The sequence below is a fragment of the Methanocorpusculum petauri genome (genome assembly GCF_026891975.1).
In the GTDB taxonomy this organism is placed as follows: domain Archaea; phylum Halobacteriota; class Methanomicrobia; order Methanomicrobiales; family Methanocorpusculaceae; genus Methanocorpusculum; species Methanocorpusculum petauri.
Window position 1 is genome coordinate 33,267 of record NZ_JAPTGB010000003.1, and the last position, 20,847, is coordinate 54,113.

Annotated in this window: 28 protein-coding genes; 24 read left to right on the forward strand and 4 right to left on the reverse strand. The window is 51.2% G+C overall.

Going from position 1 to position 20,847, the window contains the following annotated elements; all coding sequences use genetic code 11:
* From O0S10_RS01700 to O0S10_RS01780, 17 genes are all read left to right on the forward strand, one after another.
* Complete coding sequence (locus O0S10_RS01700) at window positions 1–261, forward strand: hypothetical protein (RefSeq protein ID WP_268924165.1); 261 nt, start codon at window positions 1–3, stop codon at window positions 259–261.
* A gap of 10 nt (window positions 262–271) precedes the next feature.
* A complete protein-coding gene (locus O0S10_RS01705; protein ID WP_268924166.1) occupies window positions 272–649 on the forward strand; it encodes an eL24 family ribosomal protein in 378 nt (125 codons plus the stop codon).
* Window positions 639–1,100, forward strand: coding sequence for a hypothetical protein (locus tag O0S10_RS01710; protein ID WP_268924167.1), 462 nt, complete (start codon window positions 639–641; stop codon window positions 1,098–1,100). Before O0S10_RS01705 ends, O0S10_RS01710 begins: the two co-directional genes overlap by 11 nt.
* A gap of 41 nt (window positions 1,101–1,141) precedes the next feature.
* Window positions 1,142–1,447, forward strand: a complete 306-nt coding sequence (locus O0S10_RS01715; protein ID WP_268924168.1) for a hypothetical protein — start codon at window positions 1,142–1,144, stop codon at window positions 1,445–1,447.
* Entirely contained in the window at window positions 1,447–1,983 is a 537-nt protein-coding gene (locus O0S10_RS01720) for a hypothetical protein (protein WP_268924169.1), read from the forward strand. Before O0S10_RS01715 ends, O0S10_RS01720 begins: the two co-directional genes overlap by 1 nt.
* A gap of 36 nt (window positions 1,984–2,019) precedes the next feature.
* Window positions 2,020–2,526 carry a hypothetical protein gene (locus tag O0S10_RS01725; RefSeq protein ID WP_268924170.1) on the forward strand — a complete coding sequence of 169 codons (507 nt, stop codon included), beginning with the start codon at window positions 2,020–2,022 and terminating at the stop codon, window positions 2,524–2,526.
* Entirely contained in the window at window positions 2,523–2,765 is a 243-nt protein-coding gene (locus O0S10_RS01730) for a hypothetical protein (RefSeq protein ID WP_268924171.1), read from the forward strand. The genes O0S10_RS01725 and O0S10_RS01730 overlap by 4 nt, the downstream gene beginning before the upstream one ends.
* A 38-nt stretch (window positions 2,766–2,803) precedes the next feature.
* Window positions 2,804–3,868 (forward strand): hypothetical protein, encoded by a 1,065-nt coding sequence (locus O0S10_RS01735; RefSeq protein WP_268924172.1) that lies wholly within the window; start codon window positions 2,804–2,806, stop codon window positions 3,866–3,868.
* Window position 3,869: 1 nt separating this feature from the next.
* Entirely contained in the window at window positions 3,870–4,265 is a 396-nt protein-coding gene (locus O0S10_RS01740) for a hypothetical protein (protein WP_268924173.1), read from the forward strand.
* A 1-nt stretch (window position 4,266) separates the two neighbouring features.
* On the forward strand, window positions 4,267–4,572 hold the full coding sequence (locus tag O0S10_RS01745; protein ID WP_268924174.1) for a hypothetical protein: 306 nt from the start codon (window positions 4,267–4,269) through the stop codon (window positions 4,570–4,572).
* Window positions 4,573–4,613: 41 nt separating this feature from the next.
* Window positions 4,614–4,787, forward strand: a complete 174-nt coding sequence (locus tag O0S10_RS01750) for a hypothetical protein (protein WP_268924175.1) — start codon at window positions 4,614–4,616, stop codon at window positions 4,785–4,787.
* 157 nt (window positions 4,788–4,944) lie between these two features.
* A complete protein-coding gene (locus O0S10_RS01755; RefSeq protein ID WP_268924176.1) occupies window positions 4,945–5,634 on the forward strand; it encodes a Panacea domain-containing protein in 690 nt (229 codons plus the stop codon).
* Window positions 5,621–6,376, forward strand: coding sequence for a hypothetical protein (locus O0S10_RS01760; protein WP_268924177.1), 756 nt, complete (start codon window positions 5,621–5,623; stop codon window positions 6,374–6,376). The genes O0S10_RS01755 and O0S10_RS01760 overlap by 14 nt, the downstream gene beginning before the upstream one ends.
* 289 nt (window positions 6,377–6,665) lie before the next feature.
* Entirely contained in the window at window positions 6,666–7,730 is a 1,065-nt protein-coding gene (locus O0S10_RS01765; protein WP_268924178.1) for a Fic family protein, read from the forward strand.
* Window positions 7,731–7,892: 162 nt separating this feature from the next.
* Entirely contained in the window at window positions 7,893–8,255 is a 363-nt protein-coding gene (locus O0S10_RS01770; protein ID WP_268924179.1) for a contractile injection system sheath initiator, read from the forward strand.
* Window positions 8,252–9,349 carry a baseplate J/gp47 family protein gene (locus O0S10_RS01775; RefSeq protein ID WP_268924180.1) on the forward strand — a complete coding sequence of 366 codons (1,098 nt, stop codon included), beginning with the start codon at window positions 8,252–8,254 and terminating at the stop codon, window positions 9,347–9,349. Before O0S10_RS01770 ends, O0S10_RS01775 begins: the two co-directional genes overlap by 4 nt.
* Window positions 9,346–10,017, forward strand: a complete 672-nt coding sequence (locus tag O0S10_RS01780; RefSeq protein WP_268924181.1) for a hypothetical protein — start codon at window positions 9,346–9,348, stop codon at window positions 10,015–10,017. The genes O0S10_RS01775 and O0S10_RS01780 overlap by 4 nt, the downstream gene beginning before the upstream one ends.
* A 43-nt stretch (window positions 10,018–10,060) precedes the next feature.
* Here O0S10_RS01780 and O0S10_RS01785 read toward each other — a convergent pair whose 3' ends face one another.
* Together O0S10_RS01785 and O0S10_RS01790 are read right to left on the reverse strand one after the other, a co-directional pair.
* A complete protein-coding gene (locus O0S10_RS01785; RefSeq protein WP_268924182.1) occupies window positions 10,061–10,609 on the reverse strand; it encodes a hypothetical protein in 549 nt (182 codons plus the stop codon).
* A 27-nt stretch (window positions 10,610–10,636) separates the two neighbouring features.
* A complete protein-coding gene (locus tag O0S10_RS01790) occupies window positions 10,637–11,002 on the reverse strand; it encodes a hypothetical protein (RefSeq protein WP_268924183.1) in 366 nt (121 codons plus the stop codon).
* Window positions 11,003–11,099: 97 nt separating this feature from the next.
* Between O0S10_RS01790 and O0S10_RS01795 the strand changes: the two genes are divergently transcribed.
* The 7 genes from O0S10_RS01795 to O0S10_RS01825 all read left to right on the forward strand — a co-directional run bounded on the left by O0S10_RS01795 (window position 11,100) and on the right by O0S10_RS01825 (window position 18,263).
* Complete coding sequence (locus O0S10_RS01795; RefSeq protein ID WP_268924184.1) at window positions 11,100–11,648, forward strand: hypothetical protein; 549 nt, start codon at window positions 11,100–11,102, stop codon at window positions 11,646–11,648.
* A 136-nt stretch (window positions 11,649–11,784) separates the two neighbouring features.
* Window positions 11,785–12,930: an ImmA/IrrE family metallo-endopeptidase gene (locus O0S10_RS01800; RefSeq protein ID WP_268924185.1), complete on the forward strand. Its 1,146-nt coding sequence runs from the start codon at window positions 11,785–11,787 to the stop codon at window positions 12,928–12,930.
* Entirely contained in the window at window positions 12,927–13,520 is a 594-nt protein-coding gene (locus tag O0S10_RS01805) for a hypothetical protein (protein ID WP_268924186.1), read from the forward strand. The genes O0S10_RS01800 and O0S10_RS01805 overlap by 4 nt, the downstream gene beginning before the upstream one ends.
* Before the next feature lie 99 nt (window positions 13,521–13,619).
* Entirely contained in the window at window positions 13,620–14,495 is an 876-nt protein-coding gene (locus O0S10_RS01810) for a phage baseplate protein (RefSeq protein ID WP_268924187.1), read from the forward strand.
* Window positions 14,467–15,294: a hypothetical protein gene (locus O0S10_RS01815; RefSeq protein WP_268924188.1), complete on the forward strand. Its 828-nt coding sequence runs from the start codon at window positions 14,467–14,469 to the stop codon at window positions 15,292–15,294. The genes O0S10_RS01810 and O0S10_RS01815 overlap by 29 nt, the downstream gene beginning before the upstream one ends.
* Window positions 15,294–15,776, forward strand: coding sequence for a hypothetical protein (locus tag O0S10_RS01820; RefSeq protein ID WP_268924189.1), 483 nt, complete (start codon window positions 15,294–15,296; stop codon window positions 15,774–15,776). The genes O0S10_RS01815 and O0S10_RS01820 overlap by 1 nt, the downstream gene beginning before the upstream one ends.
* A 753-nt stretch (window positions 15,777–16,529) precedes the next feature.
* The gene (locus O0S10_RS01825) at window positions 16,530–18,263 is read left to right on the forward strand and encodes a hypothetical protein (RefSeq protein ID WP_268924190.1); all 1,734 of its coding nucleotides are present in this window, start codon (window positions 16,530–16,532) and stop codon (window positions 18,261–18,263) included.
* 306 nt (window positions 18,264–18,569) lie between these two features.
* Here the strand turns inward: O0S10_RS01825 and O0S10_RS01830 are convergent, their stop codons facing one another.
* Window positions 18,570–19,751 carry a tyrosine-type recombinase/integrase gene (locus O0S10_RS01830; protein ID WP_268924191.1) on the reverse strand — a complete coding sequence of 394 codons (1,182 nt, stop codon included), beginning with the start codon at window positions 19,749–19,751 and terminating at the stop codon, window positions 18,570–18,572.
* A gap of 61 nt (window positions 19,752–19,812) precedes the next feature.
* Window positions 19,813–20,805 carry a DNA repair and recombination protein RadA gene (gene radA, locus O0S10_RS01835; RefSeq protein WP_268924192.1) on the reverse strand — a complete coding sequence of 331 codons (993 nt, stop codon included), beginning with the start codon at window positions 20,803–20,805 and terminating at the stop codon, window positions 19,813–19,815.
* Between the last annotated feature and the right edge of the window lie 42 nt (window positions 20,806–20,847).

Below are 20,847 nucleotides of genomic sequence, written 5' to 3' on the forward strand. Positions count from 1 at the left end.
ATGCAATCCCTTCAGGTATGCCGCAACCCCGGCCGGATCTGCACCAACCGCTGTCCGCACCGGGCCGCCTGCAAGATACCCCGCATCCCCTGGCTGATCCCCTGCATTGTCGTCCAGTACCGTAAGCGGATCGTCTACCCCGACGAATACCCGAACGAACTGGCAATCCGCAAAGTGGAACTCCTCTCTGACGTTGAGGAAACGTTGAGAGAGAAATTAAGCTACTCTGACGCATCAAAAATCAAAATTAACAGTGTATAACCCGTGCAACATGAAAGCAAGCCAAACAACGGAAGAACGCCTTACCGTCCTAGAGAAAAACGGCAAACCCTACATCGTCGTCCGGTGGAAAGAACACGGAAAATGGAAAACCAAATGGCTGCCGGCAAACGACATAGAACATACCGTCCTGGACAAACTCATCCAGGTCCGCGAACAGCTGCAGCAGGAAACCATCATGGTCACCTGCAGCCACCCGGAATGCCGGAACACCATCCCCATGCACCCGCGGCAGAGGGCCGACATGATGTCCGGCATGGTCAAACGTTACGACCAGCGGGTCTTTGTCTTCTGCAGCACCGAATGCCGGGACGACTTTTACCGGCGGTACGGAAAAGAACTCGAAGAGATGATGCAGCATGGTAACTGACACCAACAACATGGCCCTGCTCTCCCGGAGTCTTGATGCCATCATGACCCGGGTCGCAGCAAAAGTGGGCGTCTACCTCGAAGACCGTGCCCTTCAGATGATCCATGCCGGCAACCCTGCATGGCTGCCCAAATCTCCGAACACCCTCATGAAGTATGCCCGGGAAAAACCGCCGTACGGCCACAAAACCGAACCCTGGCAGAAAACCACCGAACTGATGAACGTCATCACCCACCGCGTTGTCGCAGGCGACATCTCTCCCTGCCAGATCGAGGTAGGAATCTTCGACCATCCCAAAGCAGACATCGCCGCAGTTCTTGAATATGGAACAAAAGACGGTCGCATCCCGGCACGTCCACTGTTTTCCACCGTCTTCGACCTTGAGGCGGAAAACATCCCGGCTATGATCACCCGTGAACTGGAAAAAGAACTGAATAAATTTCTGATATAAACCGACTCTCCCTTTTTTGCCTGTCCGCTGACCATACCGGCATGGACGATGCAGCAGCATATCAGATGCGGGAAGACATAGCCGTCATCAAAGAACAGGTGGGCCAGATCCGTACCCGGGTCTGCAGACAGGATCAGGACATGCGGGAAGACATGCATGCCATGCAGGAACAGTTGGCCAAACAGCTGGAACTCATCAACGACAACACCTGCCTTATCCACGACCTCACCGTCGAAATAACGAAACTCAAGACCGAAGGAAAGACCCTGAAGTACATCATCGGCGGCATGATCTCAACCGTCATTGCCCTGGCAGGAGCACTTGCCGCCTGGTGGCGGTGGCCCTGATGATTCCGAGCGACATCCGGAAACAGATCTTCCGGTCCCTTCCGGATCGCATCATCATAGGAGATATTCCCTACCCTGCGGCCCGTAGCTACAGCGACAACGCCCCCGTCCAGACCCTGTTGCAGCAGTATCCGCTGGTGATTACCCTCCGCTACAGTGCCGACCGGCCGGCCCGGGAATGGACCCCGGCAACCCGGCTGCTCGCCGTCGGCACAGCTGAAAACACCCTCACCTACCAGCACGGACAATGGCGGCATGCAACCCTCACCCTTGACGTCCACGCCTGTGATACCGACACCGCCGCAAAAGCCGAGCTTGTCGAAACATACCTGGACACCCTGCAACTGTGGGCCCTGCGGGACCTGCCGGAGATCATCACCGTTGCCGACGACCTTGGCACCCTCGACCTCAGCTACATCGACCCGGACATCGCCCGGCGGGAGATAGCCTTCACCCTCCGGTACCTGCAGAGTTACCTGACAGAAACCCCGGCAACAAAACAGATCGATGCTCCGGACCTCACCCTGGAACCCTGACCCTCTCTTTTTTATCCGCCAACCGACCTGTGATGCATGGGATTCATTGACTCTCTTATCAATGCCGTAAAGGGCATCTTCGCAGCCCTTTTCGGCAGCGGCAGTACCCCGACTGCACCACCGGCCGGCGGCGGTGACACCACCACTCCAGATACAAAACCGTCCACCGGCAACTACGAACCGAAGATCGTCCGGGTCTCTGACACAATGGAACTCGGCCGGGTCGGTGAAGCAAAGAACACCATCACGCTGAAGAACCGGAAAGGCGTCTTCTACTTCGCTACCTACTTCGACGTTGTCGGCTCCTTCTATGTCGGCCTCAAAGTTGACGGAGCTCTGACGGAGAACAACGCTCACCGCAGCACGCTCATTCTCTATGAAGTGGACCTGCCAAGCTCCGGCCGCGAACTGGCCCGTAGCTGGAACCCGCCGTATCCGAACGGCTACCCGGCCGGCACGCATCAGGCAGAGTTCCTGCTCTACAACGGGAACCATAAGCTGGTACAGACACTGCCCTTTACGCTGGTCGTGAAACAGGAATGATCACGATTGACCCCGCCCTGTTTGCAGCTCTCTGTATCGGCTGCATCGCAGTCGGAGCTGTCGCTGGCCATCTCATCTCCCGCCGGTATCAGCCGACGGGAACCACTCCGCAGGCAATCGCCAACCTGCTGACAACCGTACAGCAGTCCCTTGCCGACAGGAAGATCACACCGGAAGAGGCGGGCAGGATCCTCAGTGATCTTGTTGCAGTCCTCCGGTCGCTGGCTCCCAAACCCTGACCTTCTCTTTTTTATCCGCCGGCTGACCTATCCCGCATATGCCCTCTGTAGCAAATGCAATTGTCATCCGGGCATCGGTCGTCCCGCTCGCCGCCCGCAGCAGCCAGTATGGTGTTGCGGCCGTGGTAGGGCTGTCCGATGCGGATGCAAAAAACACGCCGCGTGAATATACACAGCTGTCCACGCTGCTGACCGATCACGGGGCCGACACACCAGTAGGAACCGCAGCAAAAGCAGCGTTTGAAAACGGGATCGGATCGCTCTATGTCGTAAGTATTAGTGCAGTCGCCGCAGATCAGCCGACCGCTGATGAGGTCGCTGCAGCTCTGGCAACTCTGCTACCACACGTGACTACCCATGATGTTGCCGGCGTCTGTCTGGCAGGCATCTACAGCGACCAGCCGGCACTACTGAAAAAACTCGCAGCATTCGCCGAAGCAAACAAGATCATCTTCACGACAACCCATCCTGCCGGAGCAGAGGTTGCCGACATTGTATCTGCAGTAAAGCAGATCGACAGTGAGTACGGAATGTTTGTCGCCCATGCCGATCCGGAGTTCACCGGCGACCTTGCTGCAGCAACGCTTGGTCATATCATGACGCTGCATCCTGCGTATCGTATCGGATGGACGGCGGTGGATGTGGCGGTGACGAAGTACTTCCCGGCTGCCGATGTGGAGACGCTGGAGACGGCCCGCGTGAACGCTGTTCTGCTCCTCAAAAACGACGGTCGCAACTATCTGTCCAATCAGCTGACCCTGACGCAGCAGTCGGAGAAGTCGCAGTATCTGGATATCCTTCGTAAGACCCAGTGGATTGTGTCGAATCTGCAGGACGATCTGACAACCTATATGCTTAACACTCCGTATATCCGGTACGATGATGTCGGGTTCGCCTACATTGAGGGCAGGATCATGGCAACGCTGGAGCGGCTGAAAGGAGATAATCAGGTACTCAGCTCGTATGAGATTGCCATGCCGAGACTTGCGGATATTCCTGCCGCGTCCCAGCGCGAGCGGATTCTGACCGGCATTCAGATCCTGGTGAAGGCTCCGGGAGATATTCAGGGTATGGTTATTCCGCTGATCGTGGAGGCGTTCTGAGATGACAGACAAGGATCATGATGCAACGAAGTATCACGTCAACATCAGTTCTTCGACCCGGTCGATTGAGCTGACGAACTTTAACAAGCTGAGTGTGAAAGGCGGTAAGACGGTGGAGCCGGTTGCCGGTGCCCAGGGTCTTGCCGGCTATCAGATCAAGTATGCTGCCGGAACGATTGAGATTGAGACGTATGTGACCAATGATCAGGTGGATACGATTCAGGCGATGCATGATGCGGTGGAGGAGATCACGATTACCGTGACGTCTCCCTGGGAGAATGCGAAGCTGGTGCAGGGCCGCATTACGGAGGAGCCGGTGTTCTCGGATGATCTCAGTTCGCCCCGGACGGCATCGCTGAAGTTTGCCGGAAATGTGACGAAGCAGCGGAGGCCCTGAGATGGAGATTCCTGCAGCATTTCTGCGGTCCGCGGATCCGATCCCGATTGAGGTGGACGGGGTTACGCTGTTTATTCGGGAACTGACACCGGAGGAGTTTACGGAGCTGTCGACGCGGCATGTGGTGATGAAGGATGGTAAGCCGTCCGGTATGCGGTCAACGTTCAATAATGCGCTGATCGAGATGTCAGTGGTGGATCCGCCGGTTCCGGATGCGAATGTTCTGAAGCCGGGGGTCGCAGGAAAGATTGCACTCCGGATTCAGGAGACGCTTGGGATTCTGCCGGATGAGGTAAAAAACGGGTAGAGGCAGAGCGGCCCCTGTTTCTTCTGGCGTATGAGCTGGGTGTGGATATTGATACGGTCCGGAGTTGGCCGCTCCGGAAGTATCTGGAGTGGGCCGAGTTTCTTGCCTGGAAACATGAGACGGCCGTTCGTTCTGCGAAGGCTGCGATGGTGCCGCAGGACGGGGGAGACGGGTTCACGCTGGTACGGAACGGGGACCGGATGGAGTGTATCTGATTGGAAATTACCCCAATTAAGATCTCATAACCTCACAGTTACTATATGGATGAGCGTAGAGGTCGAAGCTCTTTTTTTATAACCCCCTGTTGCCGAGATGTGCAATATATTATATGGTTCTGGTTCAATATTCTTGCATAGAATGGAGGTGAAAAACGTGAGTGAAGAACAGCAAAAAACTATCCCGAAGACTGAGAAACAGAAACAAGCCATCCTATATGCAATTCAGAGAGACAAGTCAATTAATCGTACGAAATTAATGAAGTATGTCTTCTTCATTGACCTCTTTGCCTTCAATAAATTCGGTGACACAATACTCGATGACAAATACAAATGCCTTCCAAATGGTCCTGTACCTGACTATGGAATTTCCTATACAGATCCTGGTTGCGCATATCTTCACCAGAATGATTTCCAAATGGAACAAGTCTCTGTAGACGGCGGTAAATATTATTATTATAAATTTTCTCTAAAACCGGGAGTCGAGCCAAAGACTACGATTTTTAAAGACGTTGAAAAGGATTTGATTGATCTTACCTTGGAGATGACAAAATCTCGGAGTGCGACGTCCCTGAGTTCATACACGCATAAATTTGCTCTTTGGCAAAATCATGAGTGTAATGGAGAACATATTTCTTTGGAGGATTTCCGTTTGTCTCCTGATGAGATGGAAGAACTAGAACAACTCCTCAACACGAAGATATATGTAAATTCAGTAAACCCCAAAGGGATCATGCAGAAGTTCTTGGACAAATATACTTCGAGCGAAGGTAAAGAGTATGTTCCCAAGCGTCTTCCTGTCTTTATTGATGTAAAGACAGGTGATGTAATTGATGAGGGTGAGTGATACAATAGATATCGAGGGTGATGATACTACTCAACTTGCCATTACAGAGCCAGACGCGAGTAATTCTCCTCCAAAAGCAAAGATATTAGATCTTTCATCTGATGCGAAGTGGACCAATGAGAATCTCCCTAATGAACAGAAAAGGGATGGGAAACGTCTGGGTTTTTGGCATGATGTATTAGTACATCGCTATGATTATGAGGTTGGACGGATGAACAACCTCAAATCCCAATCAACCTTTATTTTGGGGGCTGTCGGGTTAGTAATTACACTAGGAGTTACGCTTTTTACTGCAGATCGCTTTTCCTTGTCGTATGTCTATCAGTTACCAACAATACTCATATCACTTAGTGTTGCCTTTCTTATTCTCGCAGCGTACTATGCATTAAGAGTGTTCTTCAGAGTTAATCGTTGGGGTTACTGCCTAGCTTATCCGAGCGATGGACACATATTTGGAGGGTTAGCTAATCCATATTATTCTCCTGCAGACTTAAATCCAGATCTTGTAAAGATCATTGAAAGAAACAGTAAAAATAATGATGGAACTGTAAGTATTATGTGGAAGGGCCAGGTCTCATTTATAATTGGAATTATACTAACCTTCATTGTTGGTGCCATGTTGCTCTATATCTGTCTTACCCACGATGGATCTGATGCGGTAATCAATGCGGCGAATGTGACTATCAACGTTGTAAATACCAGTGTTCTTCCCACCCAAAATTTCTTCAGTAGTGGAATCTGAAGGGAATCATCTAACTGGATAATAACCCGTTTTCTACCGTATCACCCCAGTTGAACTGGGGTCCTTACGACGGTAACTGGGTGTTGTATCCGACTTTCTCTTTTTTGTCTGCCTGCTTGCCTACCGAAATATCCTATTGTTGCTTTCCGGAAGATGGGATACATCATCCTGACGCCGAAATCAGGGTGATCATGACGTAAACAGTAACATCCTGTGGAATAAACTGTCATCTCGTGTGACGTGACATGATGGAAATAATCTTAGCTTCACGCAACACAAAGATACATACATGCAGGATGGACCCCGATATCGTGTTGAACGACGAAATAGGTGCGGCAAGACACATTACTACCTCGTAAAGGACATACATAGTGATGGAAAGAGTTCGCGCATAACGAAGTATATGGGGAATGGTGCTGCACCGACCGAGAAAGAGATAGAAGAATTCACATTGAAACATATGGTGGAGCTGGAGACAAAAGCTAGGCAAAAAATCATTCAGTCAAGGCTTGAATCGCTTAAAACCGAATATCTTTCAAAAGAGGTTGAACAAGAACTAGAAGATATACGCTATCTCTACAAATACATCAACAGCCTGATATCTGTCGATGACGTCACGGTCTATGAACAGGCATTTGAGCAATATTATATTCATGGAACCACTGCAATTGAAGGGAACACTCTTTCTTTGGATGAGACGATAGATCTGCTTGAAAACGGAACGATCCCTCGGGGAAAAGAACTCAGAGAAATAAATGAAGTCCAAAACTACAAACGTGTTGCAAAGTACCGACATGAATATCACGGTCGCATAACATTGGATTTTATCAAAAAACTCCATGAACTCATCATGGCAAATATTCTGGAGGAACCCGGGGAGTTCAGAAAGAGCGATGCAATTGTCATCTCAGGTTATGACTATCAACTGACTCCTGCCATTTTTATTGAGACAGAACTCACAGATTTAATCAATGAATATTATACACACCTCGCGGAGAAATACCATCCGTTCGAGTGTGCAGTTCTGTTCCATTACAAATTTGAAACAATCCATCCTTTTTCAGATGGGAATGGAAGAGTCGGGCGTGAATTGCTGAATTACTTGTTGGTGAGTGCGGAATATCCGCGTCTTCTGATATTGAAGGAGCGACGGAGTGAGTATATCGGGGCTCTCAAAGCAGGAAATAAAGATGATTTCGCTACAATGATTGAAACATTTGCGAAGATGATCATTTCCCAAAGAAAAGACGCCATGGAAAATAATATGCGGAATATCCCAGTACTCGTTAGGAATAAAATGAATAATGATCCAAAACCCCAGCAAAAGCTCGATAGATTCTTTGATGTGGATTGATCTCCGGCAGTGAAACTGCACCCCCCTGATCTGAAAATCGAATTCTGTATCTAAGAACACGAACTGCAACTCAGGGATGAGACTGTTACCATCAGTTGCCTAGTGCAGTCATGCATATCATCCTAACCCTCTCTTTTTTGCCTGCCTGCCGACCATACCGGTATGGCAGATATTGGTAAAACATATGCGCTGGATGCAACCGGGGATCTGGTGCTGCAGTACGGGCGGCTGGTCCCGGTTACCGGTACGGACAAAGCGGTTCAGGATCTGACAGTTCTGCTCCGGAGTATCAAGGGGTCGGCTCTGCTTTCTCCGGAGTTTGGGCTGGATGCTCTGGCAATTCTGGATGCCCGGGGAAATGCAACGACCATTGAAGGCGAGGTCCGGCAGGCTCTGGTTCAGTATCCGTACCTGAAGTCGGTCAACGGTGTGACGGTAACGCCCGGTCAGGACCGCCGGATCAGTATTGCTGCGGATGTGACCCTGCAGGATGGTCAGACGGTACGTCTGGGGGTGATTCTGTGACCGGATACGGTGTGACGGAGGCCGGGTTTATCCGCAAACCGTATGCGGTGATTCTTACGGAAGTTCAGACGTCCATGCAGCAGCTGCTCGGGCAGGATGTGGATGTTTCGCCGTCTTCTCCGCTGGGTCAGATTGCACAGATCTTTGCGTTTGAAGTTGCGAAGATCTGGGTTGAGATGGAGCGGGTGTATGATGCGGCGTATATCGATACTGCGGCCGGCATTCATCTGCAGAAGCTTGGCAGGCTGAATGGGATGACCATTAATCCGGCAACGTATGCAACCGGGGAGGTGGTTTTTTCCCGGGCAACTCCGGCCCCGCAGGAGTATGTTATTCCTGCGGGAACGGTGGTGGCCAGTGCGGATCGGACGATCCTCTATACTACTACTGCTGCAGGCAGTCTTGCCGCAGGTGCGACGGTATCTGATCCGGTTTCTATCCGTGCTGTTGAGCCGGGTATCCGGGCGAACCTGGCAATGCATACGGTGGTTGCAATTACGACACCGATTCTTGGTGTTGATTATGTGACCAATCCCCAGGCGGTTACCGGCGGGGCGGATCGGGAGAGCGATGCGGTGTATCGGGCCAGGATGAAGACGTATGAGCCGGCGAGCAGGGGGACGGTGCATGCACTCCGGTCCAAGCTGCTGGATATTGATGGTGTGCTGGATCTGAACATTGTGGAGGATACTGATGCAAATACGGTGTCCGTGAGTATTCTGGGTGGTGCGGATGCTGCAATTTCTGCGGAGATTGAGGAGACACGCCCGGCTGGTATTGCGGTTACGTGGTCACGGCCTACTGTGGTGCCGGTGGATGTGACTGCACAGCTCCGGACGTCGGTTTCTGATACGGAGGCTGTTGTGCAGAATGTGACCTCGGCACTGGCAATGATGCTGCAGTCCTGGTCGATTGGTGTGGCGGTGGATTACTCGGCCCTGGTATCAGCGGTATTAGGGGTTCGCGGTGTTGCCAGTCTGGTTTCTTTGTCGGCGACTGCGGACGAGACGACGATCAGCGGGTTTGATGAGCAGCTGACGGTTGCTGATGATGCAGCGGTAAGTCTCGGGACGATTACGGTGACTGTGGTATGAAGGATGCAGAAAAGATTGCGGAGGAGATGAGCTCCTGGCTCTCCAGCGGAGTGTCCCGGGATCCGGGAAGTGTTATGCGCCGACTACTGGAGGTTCCTGCGATACAGTTTGCCGGATGTCTGGATGCGATGGACGATATTCTCGCCAGCCGCTGGGTGGAGGATGCATGGGGCGCATCCCTGGATGCTGTCGGGGCCCGATTTACGATCGACCGGATGGCAGGCGAGTCTGACGCTGCGTACCGGGCACGTATTGAGCACACGATTGCGATGCGGCTGAGTTACGGGACGGTCGCTGATGTTCAGCGGTTTGTGGGTGATATGCTGGGTCTTGATCCGGATGCAGTTGAGGTGATCGAGTCGTACGTGCAGCAGCCGAATGCGGTGTTTATGATCCGGATTTGTGGTCAGCCGACCGGGGCTTCCCATTGGGATGCGATCAACCAGACAGTCCGGGATGTGAAGGCGGCTGGAGTGTGCTATCGTGCGGTGGATCTGATTCTGGCGTTGCTGCCAGTGGAAATTCAGATCGATGTCGGGCGTGTGATGCAGCGTTATGTCCGGATGCCGGCTTGCTCTGGATGGGGGTACATGCAATGGGGAGATTGCCCGTGGGGTTCGGGTGATGCGACGATGACGATTGAGTGCGGGGAATTTGAGGTGGTGTAATTTCCATTTTGTTAACTGCAACAAAATGGTAAAAAGAGGAGAATTATTGACCGATTGATGTTAATCGATTGAACGGCTCGACCATATAGAAACTCACCCCACCGACCTGACTATTTGCGGGCCGTGATGCATATGCAATGTAGTGGTGCATGTCCATGGATGTGGAAGCGACTATAGAGGTCCACTCGCCAGTATACAGATCGATTCCGTAAAGTGTCGTGACACGCCCGCCCGTCGTGTCAACGGCACGCATATTTCCACGAAATGCCCAGCCCACCGGCACGTAAAAATCAGTGAGATAACCAGATCCATAATGCGACTCCACCGCCAGAACTATTACGCCACCTGCAGCTGCGGATTTCGTACTTATCGTGGTGGGAAATACCGCCCCGGATATCGTTTTGATATTTGCCGTATCAGCTGTCAAGATGCCATTTACCGTGTCATGGCTCTGCCGATGCGTATCAAGCGTGTCCTCGTTTACACCAAGTACCTCCTCGATCTTTGCGAAATTCCCGCTGATTCTCTCACCGTATCCCATTTCTCCGGCCGCAGCCATGTACAGCAAGTACCGATCGGTCCATGATCCCATGTTACATCCTCCTGTGAGAGGATGGGATCATGCGACCCGTCCCCCAATAGTGGCCACCAGCTGGACGTGTGTCGGTGCATCGGTCGGTAGACTGATTTCTGCATGGCTGCACATCGTGATGTAGGTGCCGGTTTCTGCGGTTGGACTGTCAAAAACAGCAGCTTCAGTATAGTAGCCATTCGGCAGATCTATTGCCTGAAACTCTCCAATCCAGGTGATAACGTTGGTGTTTCGATTGACGACTGCCGGCTTTCGACACACTTCATGAGCGAGACCGGTAATGGTCGGATGACCTTCTTGAGGCTCTCCGTCGCCCAGTGCGACCCACTTGTACTCAGCTGCTGCGAGTTCGGCCATGTGGTTTAGGCCGATTTGTCCTATCCATTGTGACATGCCATGATGGTCGGAATGTAGGGTAAAAAAGGGAGGTTAGGGTTATTTGTTCGGCAAAAAATCAGAGGGCCCATATCCTCTCACAGGAGGATGTAACATGGGATCATGGACCGATCGGTACTTGCTGTACATGGCTGCGGCCGGAGAAATGGGATACGGTGAGAGAATCAGCGGGAATTTCGCAAAGATCGAGGAGGTACTTGGTGTAAACGAGGACACGCTTGATACGCATCGGCAGAGCCATGACACAGATATCAATGGGGATGTACTTGTCTCCGCGGATATCATCGTACCAGCGCCACATGTTGTACAGGGAAAATCTGTATGTGATTATGTGATTACCCCCGTACGACCGTTGGTTGATGGAACGGATATTGTGGTTGGCACGCCTGGAATGATCCAAATTTACCAAGTTCCCCCGGGACAAACGTTATCGGGGAGTCTTCCGGTTCGTACCAACGGAAATGGAGTATTTCCGACAATAACGTGTGTGGATGTAAATATGGATGTATTAGCAACATACACCCTGACGCAAACTATGGTCGAATACCCAATTCCTACAGGGACGGCAGGAATATATGGATCAAAGGGATCGGCATACACGGGTGTCTACATAATACTCGGAAAATTCACTGTATCCCCTTAATCTTTTTTGCACCGTAATCAGACGTATTCATGATGTTCAGTCTCGTATTGGCCAACGAGAACGATTGCATGACGCAGATTTATATATTATCTGGATAAATACATTAATGGATTAATTATTAGTGTGATGAGTCATCATGGAGAATAAATCTAATATCGCATATACAAAAGATGATCTTAGGAAATACTATCTCGGAGATCTTAAGGATATACTGAAAAATCATGAAAAGAACAGACAATGTTTAGAAAATGGCTCTGGTCAAGAAAAAAACTATTTTGTTCCCTGCCCATCCACCTCGTCCTATGACATGATGTGTAAGCTGCAGAAATGTCATTCTTTAGACTCTCACTCCCAAGACACACTAGATCTCATTGCAAATGCAGTTTTTGGAAATGAGTCAATTACCGAAGATCAGATCCAATTCGTAACGGACGCATGCAATACGTGCAATTTTGAGACTCTGTTCTGGTCCCTCGTATCTCATTTTGAACAAATATACTCTAGTAAAAAGAACGAATTAAAATTTCTTTCGCGATATAGCAGAGTGATGGATATCCATGCAGAAAATCTTGATGTCCCCTATGTTTATGTGGATGAACTTGTAGGATCAGCCCTCTTCGGTTCTCTCAGCACGATGTGTTTCTGGTCCGAGTACCAACAAGACGAGGTAGCTTGGAATTTCTGTTACTCTCATCTTCGCCATGTACTTTATCAGCAGGGATGTCGGGGTATCCTGCCCAAAGAGGAAGTCATTGCCCTCTGGAAAAATCTTGTGAAGACAGATCCACACCTGCTCCAAATTGCGTCTGATACGTTTTGGGTTAGTATTGCGTTTGCTATCGCCCATGAGCTCGCACACATCTACTTAAACCATCAAGCAGACTATACTGACAAAGAAAAAACCTATAGTCAGGAGTTCGAAGCCGATGCGGTTGCGTACGATCTTGTTCTCAACAAAATCATGTACCAGAAAAGTCATGGAGTGACATCAGACTGGGATGTATACCACGAATATACATATCTCGCTCCACTCGTATTCTTGGAATTTTTCAATCTCATCACCTATACCGAATTTGGGGTCGAGAACAATGATACTGCATCCAACTATCCTTCAATTCAGCTCCGGATGGATAAGCTCCTCGAGATGGTTAAGGATCCTGTGTATCAATTTGATACTGAAGAAGGAAATGATCTCTGTAACTGTTACTTGGACATAGCTGATTATTACAAAGAACGACTACAATCTCAGATAACCGAATGGAAAGAAATGAGGAAATCATGAACGGACAAGAAACTGAGGAATACCAAAAAGCCCTGCGTTTAGAAAAGGAGTTGACCGAATATCTCATGTGCGATCCAATGCTTGTCGCATTGTCATCTGATGACATAAAGCGGTTTATGGATCAAAACGTTACCATCGAACCAGAAAACCGTCATGAAAGATTGGGCTTTATTTACAGGAAAAAATCGATAAAACCACAGAATATTATTCTCGACATTAGAAAATGCGGAGAGTTGTGTTTTGATACTACAGAAATAATTATTCTCGGTCCGCAATCCATCCCGCATGGATTCCTGCTGCTGATCCGTCTCCTTTACAAAATATTCTGTCTATCAATGGTATCCTTACCCGAGACAGAGCTAATTATTCTTACTGTTTTTCACAAGAAAAATAAGTATTACGGATATACTTCAGACAGTGAAGTGGTCTCGTTTATTGAAAATGCCATCTCTGAATATGGATATCCTGATAAATCGTCAGCAGAAATCCGATTAGCATTAGAAAATCTGAAAAAATGTAAATGTTTGTCCCATACTGAGGACGGATGGTATCTGGTGGAAAAGGTTATACAACCATATCCAACGGAATAATTCCAACAAAACCTCCACAGCATACAGGCACTACTGTGCCATCCAACTCATCCAAAACGCCATCCCTCCCTTTTTTACCCCCACGTCAACCCCATAAGCATGGAGCAGTACCTCACCATCGCTGGAACCCGCTACCTTGGGGTTACCCGCATCCGGCCGGATCAGACCAACAGCATCGGCAAACACACCCTCGAGGACGGCAACAAAACTGGCGACCATCTTATCATCGGTCAACCCGTCATTGACGCCGAGATAACGCTGTTCGCCGGACAGTATCAGCAGCTGCAGCAGCTCGCAACCTCCCAGCAGCTCATCACCGTAACAATCCCGCAGGGAACCTACACCAACATGGCCCTCACCCGGCTGACGGATGAGTACGGATCCACTGCGGACACCACCAAATGCAAAGTCACACTGGAACAGATCCGCATCGTCAAAACCCATGTGGAGATCCAGCGGATAGACGGCATGGACCTTGCCGCACCGGATACTCTCGGCGACGGTGTTCCCAAATCCCTGACCAACACCAGCATATCCGTCTCCGATGAAGTTCTGCAGGCATTCACCGACGCTGAACAACCAAAGGAAGGTCTCACCGGTGTCATGGACCGGTTCACCATAGCATCGCAGGCCATGTCGCAGATATCACTGGACGGCGGCAAGTTCCTCATTCTTCGGAACATTCCGTTCGGAAAGGCCAATACTCCGGAGGTGACGCGGTTCAAGTATGGCGGTACCGGATACCAGGCAGCAATTCAAACCACAAGTACCACAGACGGTGAGCAGTACGATACGCTCACCATCAAACGAACCGGAGAAGATACTCCGCTCTGGTCGCAGCGGCTTGAGGATAAGACTGCGGTGGATGTGCCGGATCCACAAACCGGCATTCCGCTGCTGACACTGTATCCGGATGCAGACAACAGGGAGGTGCATATCGTTGATAGTGACACGTACAAACAGCTCGTATCTTAGGCATGTTTCCCTGCAGATAGGCCCTGCAACGCTGGACGGGCTGGATATCGACTTCGAGGTGGACAGTAATGCAGGAGACAAAAACAAGGCGTCAACCACCGTCACGGTCTGGAATCTTTCACCCGAAACGATTGCAGCAGTCCATGCCGGAGATGATGTGCTGCTGATGGCCGGATATCAGGGCGATGCCGGCTGCATCTTCTGCGGCCAGGTGACCACTATCACTCATGGCCGGGACGGGGCCGATCGGTATACGGAGTTCGGCTGTGTGGATCTGGAATGGCCGAAGAATATGCAGCCGCGGATTTATCCCAAGGGTACTCTGATTGCTGATATTCTCAGGAACCTTTACCGGGATGCAGCATTTCTTCTGGCGGCCGTGGAGTGTCTGGAGGTGACGACCAGCGGCCCGTACACGACCGATCCAGATGGTGCGGTGACTCTGCAGTGGTGTCTGGATGTGGTCAACGGCGATCCGGATATCAAGAAGACCGGCAGGACGATACGGGCCATGACTGCCGGGGGCGAGTCGTACATTGTGCCGGATGATGTGACTCTTTCGGCGACGATCCGGGTGAGTGTAGATACCGGCCTTATCTCTACGTCTCCGGAGGATGGGGACAGCTATGACCGCAGGGTGACAACGCTCCTGAACTGGCGGGTGATGACCGGTTCTGCGGTGGAGTTGGAAAGTCTGGAACCGGGTGCGTCCGGCCGGTATGTGGTGGCGGAGTACACGCACAGCAGTAGTGAGTTTACAACGACTATGAAGCTGAAGGCATCCGGAGGTGAGGAGTGATGGATGCTGCTGAGGTGATTGCGAAGTATGTTCGGGAACAGGTTGCCGGTATCCGAACGCTGGACGTAGGGACGGTGAGCAGTGTATCCGGGAACCTGGTCAGTGTGAAGGTGAAGCATATGGTTTCCGGCCGGGTGATGGAGTATGTGGAAGTGCCGTTGCTCCCCTATGGAACGGGGGCGGGGAGGCTCTGCGCTGCGCCTCTGGTTGGGGATACGGTGTTGATTGCGTTTCTGATGCATGAACTTCCACCGATGCTGGAGGCCGCAGGACACATTCCGGAGATCAATGAGCGGATACGGTACACGAATCCGGTGGTGCTGACGGTTCTGGATACACCAGATGCTCTTCCGGATCTGCAGCCGGCCCCGGGTGAGTTGCTGCTGCAGCACCGCTCCGGGTCGTATATTCGGTTCAGTGCCGATGGCTCACTGGAGATCGGTGCAACGGCGGTGGACTTTGTCCGGCTGGGTGGTGCATGATGTTGCGGGTGGTATGCGAGGGAGATACGGAAACGTTTCTTCCGTGCTCTGAGGAACATGGTGGCGGAACGTCTGCGATCCAGCCCTCTGGAACGGTGATCAATGCGTTTGTCCGGGTTGTGGGGAAGAGGATGATTTGTCGGGGTCAGACGTTCCCAGGTCACTGTGCAGCGTCGGCCGGGACGGCGATGGGGCAGCAGTTGGGATGGTTCCGGGTAGCGGGTGTGCCGGTGTGTGTAGCGGGAGACCGTTCGGTTTCAGCATGCCATGCGTCGCTCGGGATTGTGGCGGCAGAGGGGTTGGTGAGGATAGATTTGTGAGGATTTACCCCCATTAGGCGGATCGCTACCGGGTTTATAACGGCAAACATCCTATGTTGTTTGTTCGGGTTGACCAAATGGCCCGGATAGGACATTAGAAAAATGAACATAATCGACATCATCACTCTGGTGATGCTGGTATCCGCTGAAATACGCGGGTGGGTTGAGCTATTGAGCAAGAAAAAGGAGGAAAATAAACCTCCTTTTTCACTCTTTTGCTCACTGGGACAACGTTATATATTCTGAAAGACAATATACAGATCAGAGTGAACCCGCCCTAAGCCGTTCCTCTATCAGTAGTTCTATCTCATAAGGTTCAGAACTAATGTCCTTTGTTGTGCCGGGGTTTGGTCGCCCGTTAACGGCACAACATCTACTTTTGAATCATTCCTTGTGACTTTCCTTTTTCTCTCATTCTGCTGACGTTCTCCCCATGACAGAGGCCAAGCAGGGGATCATCCGCTCGCTCTTTGTGCGGGTGGGAATGGTGGATGCGGTAACCGGACCGCTAATGGCCAGCAATAATGCCGTCAACCAGTATGTCGGTCATGCGAAGGCTGCAGAACAGCAGACGGTGAAGTTGTCCGCAACTACGGTGACGGCTGCCGAGGCACAGCTGCAGTTGGAGACCGCTGCCGGGAAGAGTGCGGCGCAGATCGAGCTGGAGAAACGGGCGATGGAGCAGGCCAAGCGGGAAGCGGATCAGTTCCGGAGTTCACTGATGGCGGTCGGTGCGGCCCTGACAGCGGTGGGCGTAGCCGGGGCACTGTATTTCTCATCCCAATCTAGGGAGTTTGCAACGTACTCCGGAGGATACGGCATCCTGAGTCGGAACGTGGGGGAGGATACGGATCGGCTGCTGCAGCAGATGAAGGAGGCGACCGGCGGAACGGTTGCTGCAGTGGATATGGTGAAGAGTGCGAACCGGGCCATTGCATTTGGTATTGAGGCGGAGACCCTGCCGCAACTTGCGGAGATCGCCGAGGCGGCTGCACGTATTCAGGGAGGGGATACTACTGCGATGTTCAACGATATTGTGACGGGTATTGCGCGGCAGTCGCAGATGATCCTGGATAACTTGGGTATTGTGGTTTCCGTCGGGGAAGCGAATCAGATGTACGCCGAGAGTCTCGGTGTGGCTGTTGATGCCCTGACCGAAGAGCAGCAGGTGTCCGCGATGCTGTATGCGGTGCTGGAGAAAAGCAATGTGTTGCTGGATATGGCCGGCGAGAAGCAAAAGAGTCTGGGCAGCAGTATTCAGGCATCGACAGCTGCCGTGAAGGACATGAACGTGGCCATCGCCGGCGGGGCAGCTCCGGCAATGCAGGTATGGTATGATTCCGTGACGGCCCTGGCGAATGCGGTGAGCGGACTGCCGGAACCAGTGTTGGGAGTGATAGGGGTGGTCGGCGCAGCAGGAACTGCAGTGATGGGGCTGACGGGTTCGATTGCACTGCAGATCGTAGCGGTGAATATGTTACTTCCATCAATCTATCGTGTAATCTATGGGTTTGGATCAATCTTATCAGCCAGTATTGCTGCAACAGGAGGTATCACAGGTCTAACAGCATCACTCTCTGCGGGAGCTATCACAGCATGGGCATTTATGGCCCCCTTCATCCCGCTTATTGCCGTAATTGGTGCGATTATTGGCGCATGCTGGCTGCTTTGGGATGTGGCACAGAATGGGTGGGATGACAGTGTGCTCGGAAAATTCCTGAACTGGCTAGGTGGTGGTATACTCCCCTATCTCCAGGCAGGATTTACGGGTCTGTCTGATGCTGTTCAGGGGTTTGTGGAATGGGTAACCAGTCTGCCGGAGACCATCAAGAACACTTGGGACACTGTGACGAATCACCCTCTCTGGCCGTTTGTGGAATGGGCATTCCGTCTTTCCAATCCAGTCGGTTGGGGAATCACGCTGGCCCAGGCGGCTACCGGAACTCTGGAGAACCCGCTTGAGAGGATGCAGCAGTCGGTACAGACACTGACGGAGATCTCAAACTCCTCTTCCTCCACAGCCTTGCATGAGACCTACAACATCACGATCAATCCTCAGTCCCTCTCTCCGGATGAGCTGGATGCAATCATCGATGAGGCATCGAAAAAGGGAGCAAGAGCAGCTGATGTTCAGCTGTTGCGGCGGGTCCGTGCATCGATGGGATAAGGTTAATTCATATCCCATCTCAAGTAATGGTATGGGGCTCCTAGGCATCACTGCAAAGCAGGTAACAGATAAAGACAAAGCATGTCCACTCAACATCAACCAAGTTGGTGCTCCCTTTTACTATGGGTGTATCAAAGAAAAATGCGAGTGGTATCTTCCGGAATCCAACCAGTGCTCAATTCCAGTCATTGCCCGAAAATTGCAGAAACTTTGAAAATTGGGGTGGAGCAGGTAGGGGGAACCACCTGCCTGATCATACCTCGTTTTGGGAGGATATAAATCCCTGACCGTGCGGTCTGAAAGTGCTCAGTCTGATTCATCATCATTTGTTTCACAAGGCCCTGGGTATGGCGGAATCCCACCACTAATCCTTTGGGCAACCATCAGTTCTTTCTGTTGCATCTGCATCGTTTCGAGCTGGCTCTGCAGAATATGCAACATCGAGGTGAGACGCTCATTGTTTTTTCGGAGATCATCCAGCTCCTCACTCTGCTCCAGTTTGATCTGTATGTAATCATCAGGGATGTTGATTGTGAGCGCAATCTCTGCCTTCAAATATTCCGCCCGGTCTTCTTCGTCTGAGGGTCGATGATAAGAGGAGGACAAATAGCCGGAGTGCCCTGCCCAGGCTTCAACAAATGCGGGATTGGCGTACCTTTTTGCCTGCGTTAAGAAATACTTCCTCCATAGATGGAAGTGAACCTTATACCGTCCTGTCCTTTTGTCCTTTTCTGTATATCCTGCAAGAACAATCGCATCTGATATCAGTTTTCCCTCATTATTCATCGACCACGGAAATATCAGGGAAGTATCTGTGACACAGATGGGACGGCCACGCCGTTTTTCCCGTTCACTTTTCTGGATCATTGAATCCCTGACCCGGTAATAGGCTTTAAGTGCATCCACTGCCTCGGTAGATAGATACGTTATCCTTGGCTCTCCGCTCTTGGTGGTTTCCCCTCGGAGATGGATGGTCACGGGTATTGTTGTATAGTCGATATCATCATGCTGTAACTGCAGTATTTCTCCAAAACGCAGACCAGATGACACGCTGATAAGTATTTCAGCTGTGTGACGCTCATTACAGTGATTGATGATCTTTCGTATCATCTCACGTGTTGGATTCGCATCAACGGTAACAGCCCTGACTTTCTCCTTGACCGCTTTCCTCATCATCTTTTTCTGCAGACCGGAGAGAGATAGGTTGCAACAATCTTCAAAATACGTGATGACCAATGATGTGTAGAGTGATCTCGTTTTAGGCGCAAGCTTCTGGAATGAGGGGTGCATCTGGTACCGAGTAAGATCAACTGCGATCTGCCGCTCGTCACGCTTCAGATACTCCTGCATAGCAGAGTTCAGATCTGGGACATCATGCCCCAGATATACTTTCAAAAATCGTCGGATGGCAAACTGTTTTTGGTACCGGGTGTTCTCCTTTGCATACATCCCGATATACTCGTTTGGTAACATTTCAGGGGTCATCATGTTATCACAATCCGAGCTCTAAAAACGGGTATTTTTGTGATAATACCCGCCGTCATACCCGTTAGCAGGGTTTGATACCTGCGGTCTCAACCATGAAGGTGGCCTCTCCCTCAGGAAGATTCGGGCTGTCCACAAGCCGGGCAATACGTTTTCCTGCCTTGCTCTTTCTGAGATAGAGACGGAACGTTGCTGAATGGCCGACAATGTTGCCGCCGATCGGTTTTGTCGGGTCCCCGAAGAAGACACCCGGGTTGGACATTACCTGATTGGTAACAATAGCAACCGCGTTCAGTTCGTCAACGAGCTTGAAGAGATCATGCAGATGGCGGTTGAGTTTCTGCTGACGTCCGGCAAGGGTGCCGCGGCCCGCATACTCAGCACGGAAGAGGCCGGTAAGAGAGTCCACAATGATCAGTTTGACCGGCATCTCAGTTTCTTTAAGTTCATTCGCCAGATCGCGTGCAGAGTCTATCAGAAGCATCTGGTGATCGGAACTGTGGGCACGGGCAACGTGGATGTTTGCAAGGAACGTTTCCGTGTCCGGAATCTCGTATCCCTCGGGGAGCGGCTTTTCAAACTCAAGACCTGCAACCATCTGTTCGATACGTTCCGGACGGAACGTGTTCTCCGTGTCAATGTAGAGACAGCTGCCGCCAAGACCGCCAACTTCCTGAGGAAGCTGGCAGTTCACTGCAAGCTGGTGGACAATCTGCGACTTTCCGGAACCGAACTCACCGTAAAACTCGGTGATGGCCTGCGTCTCGATACCGCCTCCCAGAAGTTCATCCACCTCGGGGACGAACGTACTGAGCTTGAGAACCTCCTGTCTGCGTGCAAGAACATCCGTGCCGGTCTTAAAACCGCCGATATCTGCGATCTCGCGGGCTGCCTTGATGATCTTTTTGGCCGTTGACTCGCCAAGCTCGGCTGCCTCGGAGAGGTCAACCGGTGCGGCGGTTGCAATGCTTTCAACGGTTATGTATCCTGCCTCACGAAGGCGGTCGGCGGTTGCCGGTCCTACTCCGGGAATGTCCTCAATATCAGTTGCTGTCATATCTTCTGTCTCCTTTGTATTGTTGAGATATACTATTACATC

What these genes read in the sequence shown, in the direction of transcription:
- O0S10_RS01700 (WP_268924165.1), top strand. Translation starts at nt 1, where the DNA reads ATGCAATCCCTTCAGGTATGCCGCAACCCCGGCCGGATCTGCACCAAC.
- O0S10_RS01705 (WP_268924166.1), top strand. Translation starts at nt 272, where the DNA reads ATGAAAGCAAGCCAAACAACGGAAGAACGCCTTACCGTCCTAGAGAAA.
- O0S10_RS01710 (WP_268924167.1), top strand. Translation starts at nt 639, where the DNA reads ATGGTAACTGACACCAACAACATGGCCCTGCTCTCCCGGAGTCTTGAT.
- O0S10_RS01715 (WP_268924168.1), top strand. Translation starts at nt 1,142, where the DNA reads ATGGACGATGCAGCAGCATATCAGATGCGGGAAGACATAGCCGTCATC.
- O0S10_RS01720 (WP_268924169.1), top strand. Translation starts at nt 1,447, where the DNA reads ATGATTCCGAGCGACATCCGGAAACAGATCTTCCGGTCCCTTCCGGAT.
- O0S10_RS01725 (WP_268924170.1), top strand. Translation starts at nt 2,020, where the DNA reads ATGGGATTCATTGACTCTCTTATCAATGCCGTAAAGGGCATCTTCGCA.
- O0S10_RS01730 (WP_268924171.1), top strand. Translation starts at nt 2,523, where the DNA reads ATGATCACGATTGACCCCGCCCTGTTTGCAGCTCTCTGTATCGGCTGC.
- O0S10_RS01735 (WP_268924172.1), top strand. Translation starts at nt 2,804, where the DNA reads ATGCCCTCTGTAGCAAATGCAATTGTCATCCGGGCATCGGTCGTCCCG.
- O0S10_RS01740 (WP_268924173.1), top strand. Translation starts at nt 3,870, where the DNA reads ATGACAGACAAGGATCATGATGCAACGAAGTATCACGTCAACATCAGT.
- O0S10_RS01745 (WP_268924174.1), top strand. Translation starts at nt 4,267, where the DNA reads ATGGAGATTCCTGCAGCATTTCTGCGGTCCGCGGATCCGATCCCGATT.
- O0S10_RS01760 (WP_268924177.1), top strand. Translation starts at nt 5,621, where the DNA reads ATGAGGGTGAGTGATACAATAGATATCGAGGGTGATGATACTACTCAA.
- O0S10_RS01765 (WP_268924178.1), top strand. Translation starts at nt 6,666, where the DNA reads ATGCAGGATGGACCCCGATATCGTGTTGAACGACGAAATAGGTGCGGC.
- O0S10_RS01770 (WP_268924179.1), top strand. Translation starts at nt 7,893, where the DNA reads ATGGCAGATATTGGTAAAACATATGCGCTGGATGCAACCGGGGATCTG.
- O0S10_RS01780 (WP_268924181.1), top strand. Translation starts at nt 9,346, where the DNA reads ATGAAGGATGCAGAAAAGATTGCGGAGGAGATGAGCTCCTGGCTCTCC.
- O0S10_RS01785 (WP_268924182.1), bottom strand. Translation starts at nt 10,609, where the DNA reads ATGGGATCATGGACCGATCGGTACTTGCTGTACATGGCTGCGGCCGGA.
- O0S10_RS01790 (WP_268924183.1), bottom strand. Translation starts at nt 11,002, where the DNA reads ATGTCACAATGGATAGGACAAATCGGCCTAAACCACATGGCCGAACTC.
- O0S10_RS01795 (WP_268924184.1), top strand. Translation starts at nt 11,100, where the DNA reads ATGGGATCATGGACCGATCGGTACTTGCTGTACATGGCTGCGGCCGGA.
- O0S10_RS01800 (WP_268924185.1), top strand. Translation starts at nt 11,785, where the DNA reads ATGGAGAATAAATCTAATATCGCATATACAAAAGATGATCTTAGGAAA.
- O0S10_RS01805 (WP_268924186.1), top strand. Translation starts at nt 12,927, where the DNA reads ATGAACGGACAAGAAACTGAGGAATACCAAAAAGCCCTGCGTTTAGAA.
- O0S10_RS01810 (WP_268924187.1), top strand. Translation starts at nt 13,620, where the DNA reads ATGGAGCAGTACCTCACCATCGCTGGAACCCGCTACCTTGGGGTTACC.
- O0S10_RS01820 (WP_268924189.1), top strand. Translation starts at nt 15,294, where the DNA reads ATGGATGCTGCTGAGGTGATTGCGAAGTATGTTCGGGAACAGGTTGCC.
- O0S10_RS01825 (WP_268924190.1), top strand. Translation starts at nt 16,530, where the DNA reads ATGACAGAGGCCAAGCAGGGGATCATCCGCTCGCTCTTTGTGCGGGTG.
- O0S10_RS01830 (WP_268924191.1), bottom strand. Translation starts at nt 19,751, where the DNA reads ATGATGACCCCTGAAATGTTACCAAACGAGTATATCGGGATGTATGCA.
- radA (WP_268924192.1), bottom strand. Translation starts at nt 20,805, where the DNA reads ATGACAGCAACTGATATTGAGGACATTCCCGGAGTAGGACCGGCAACC.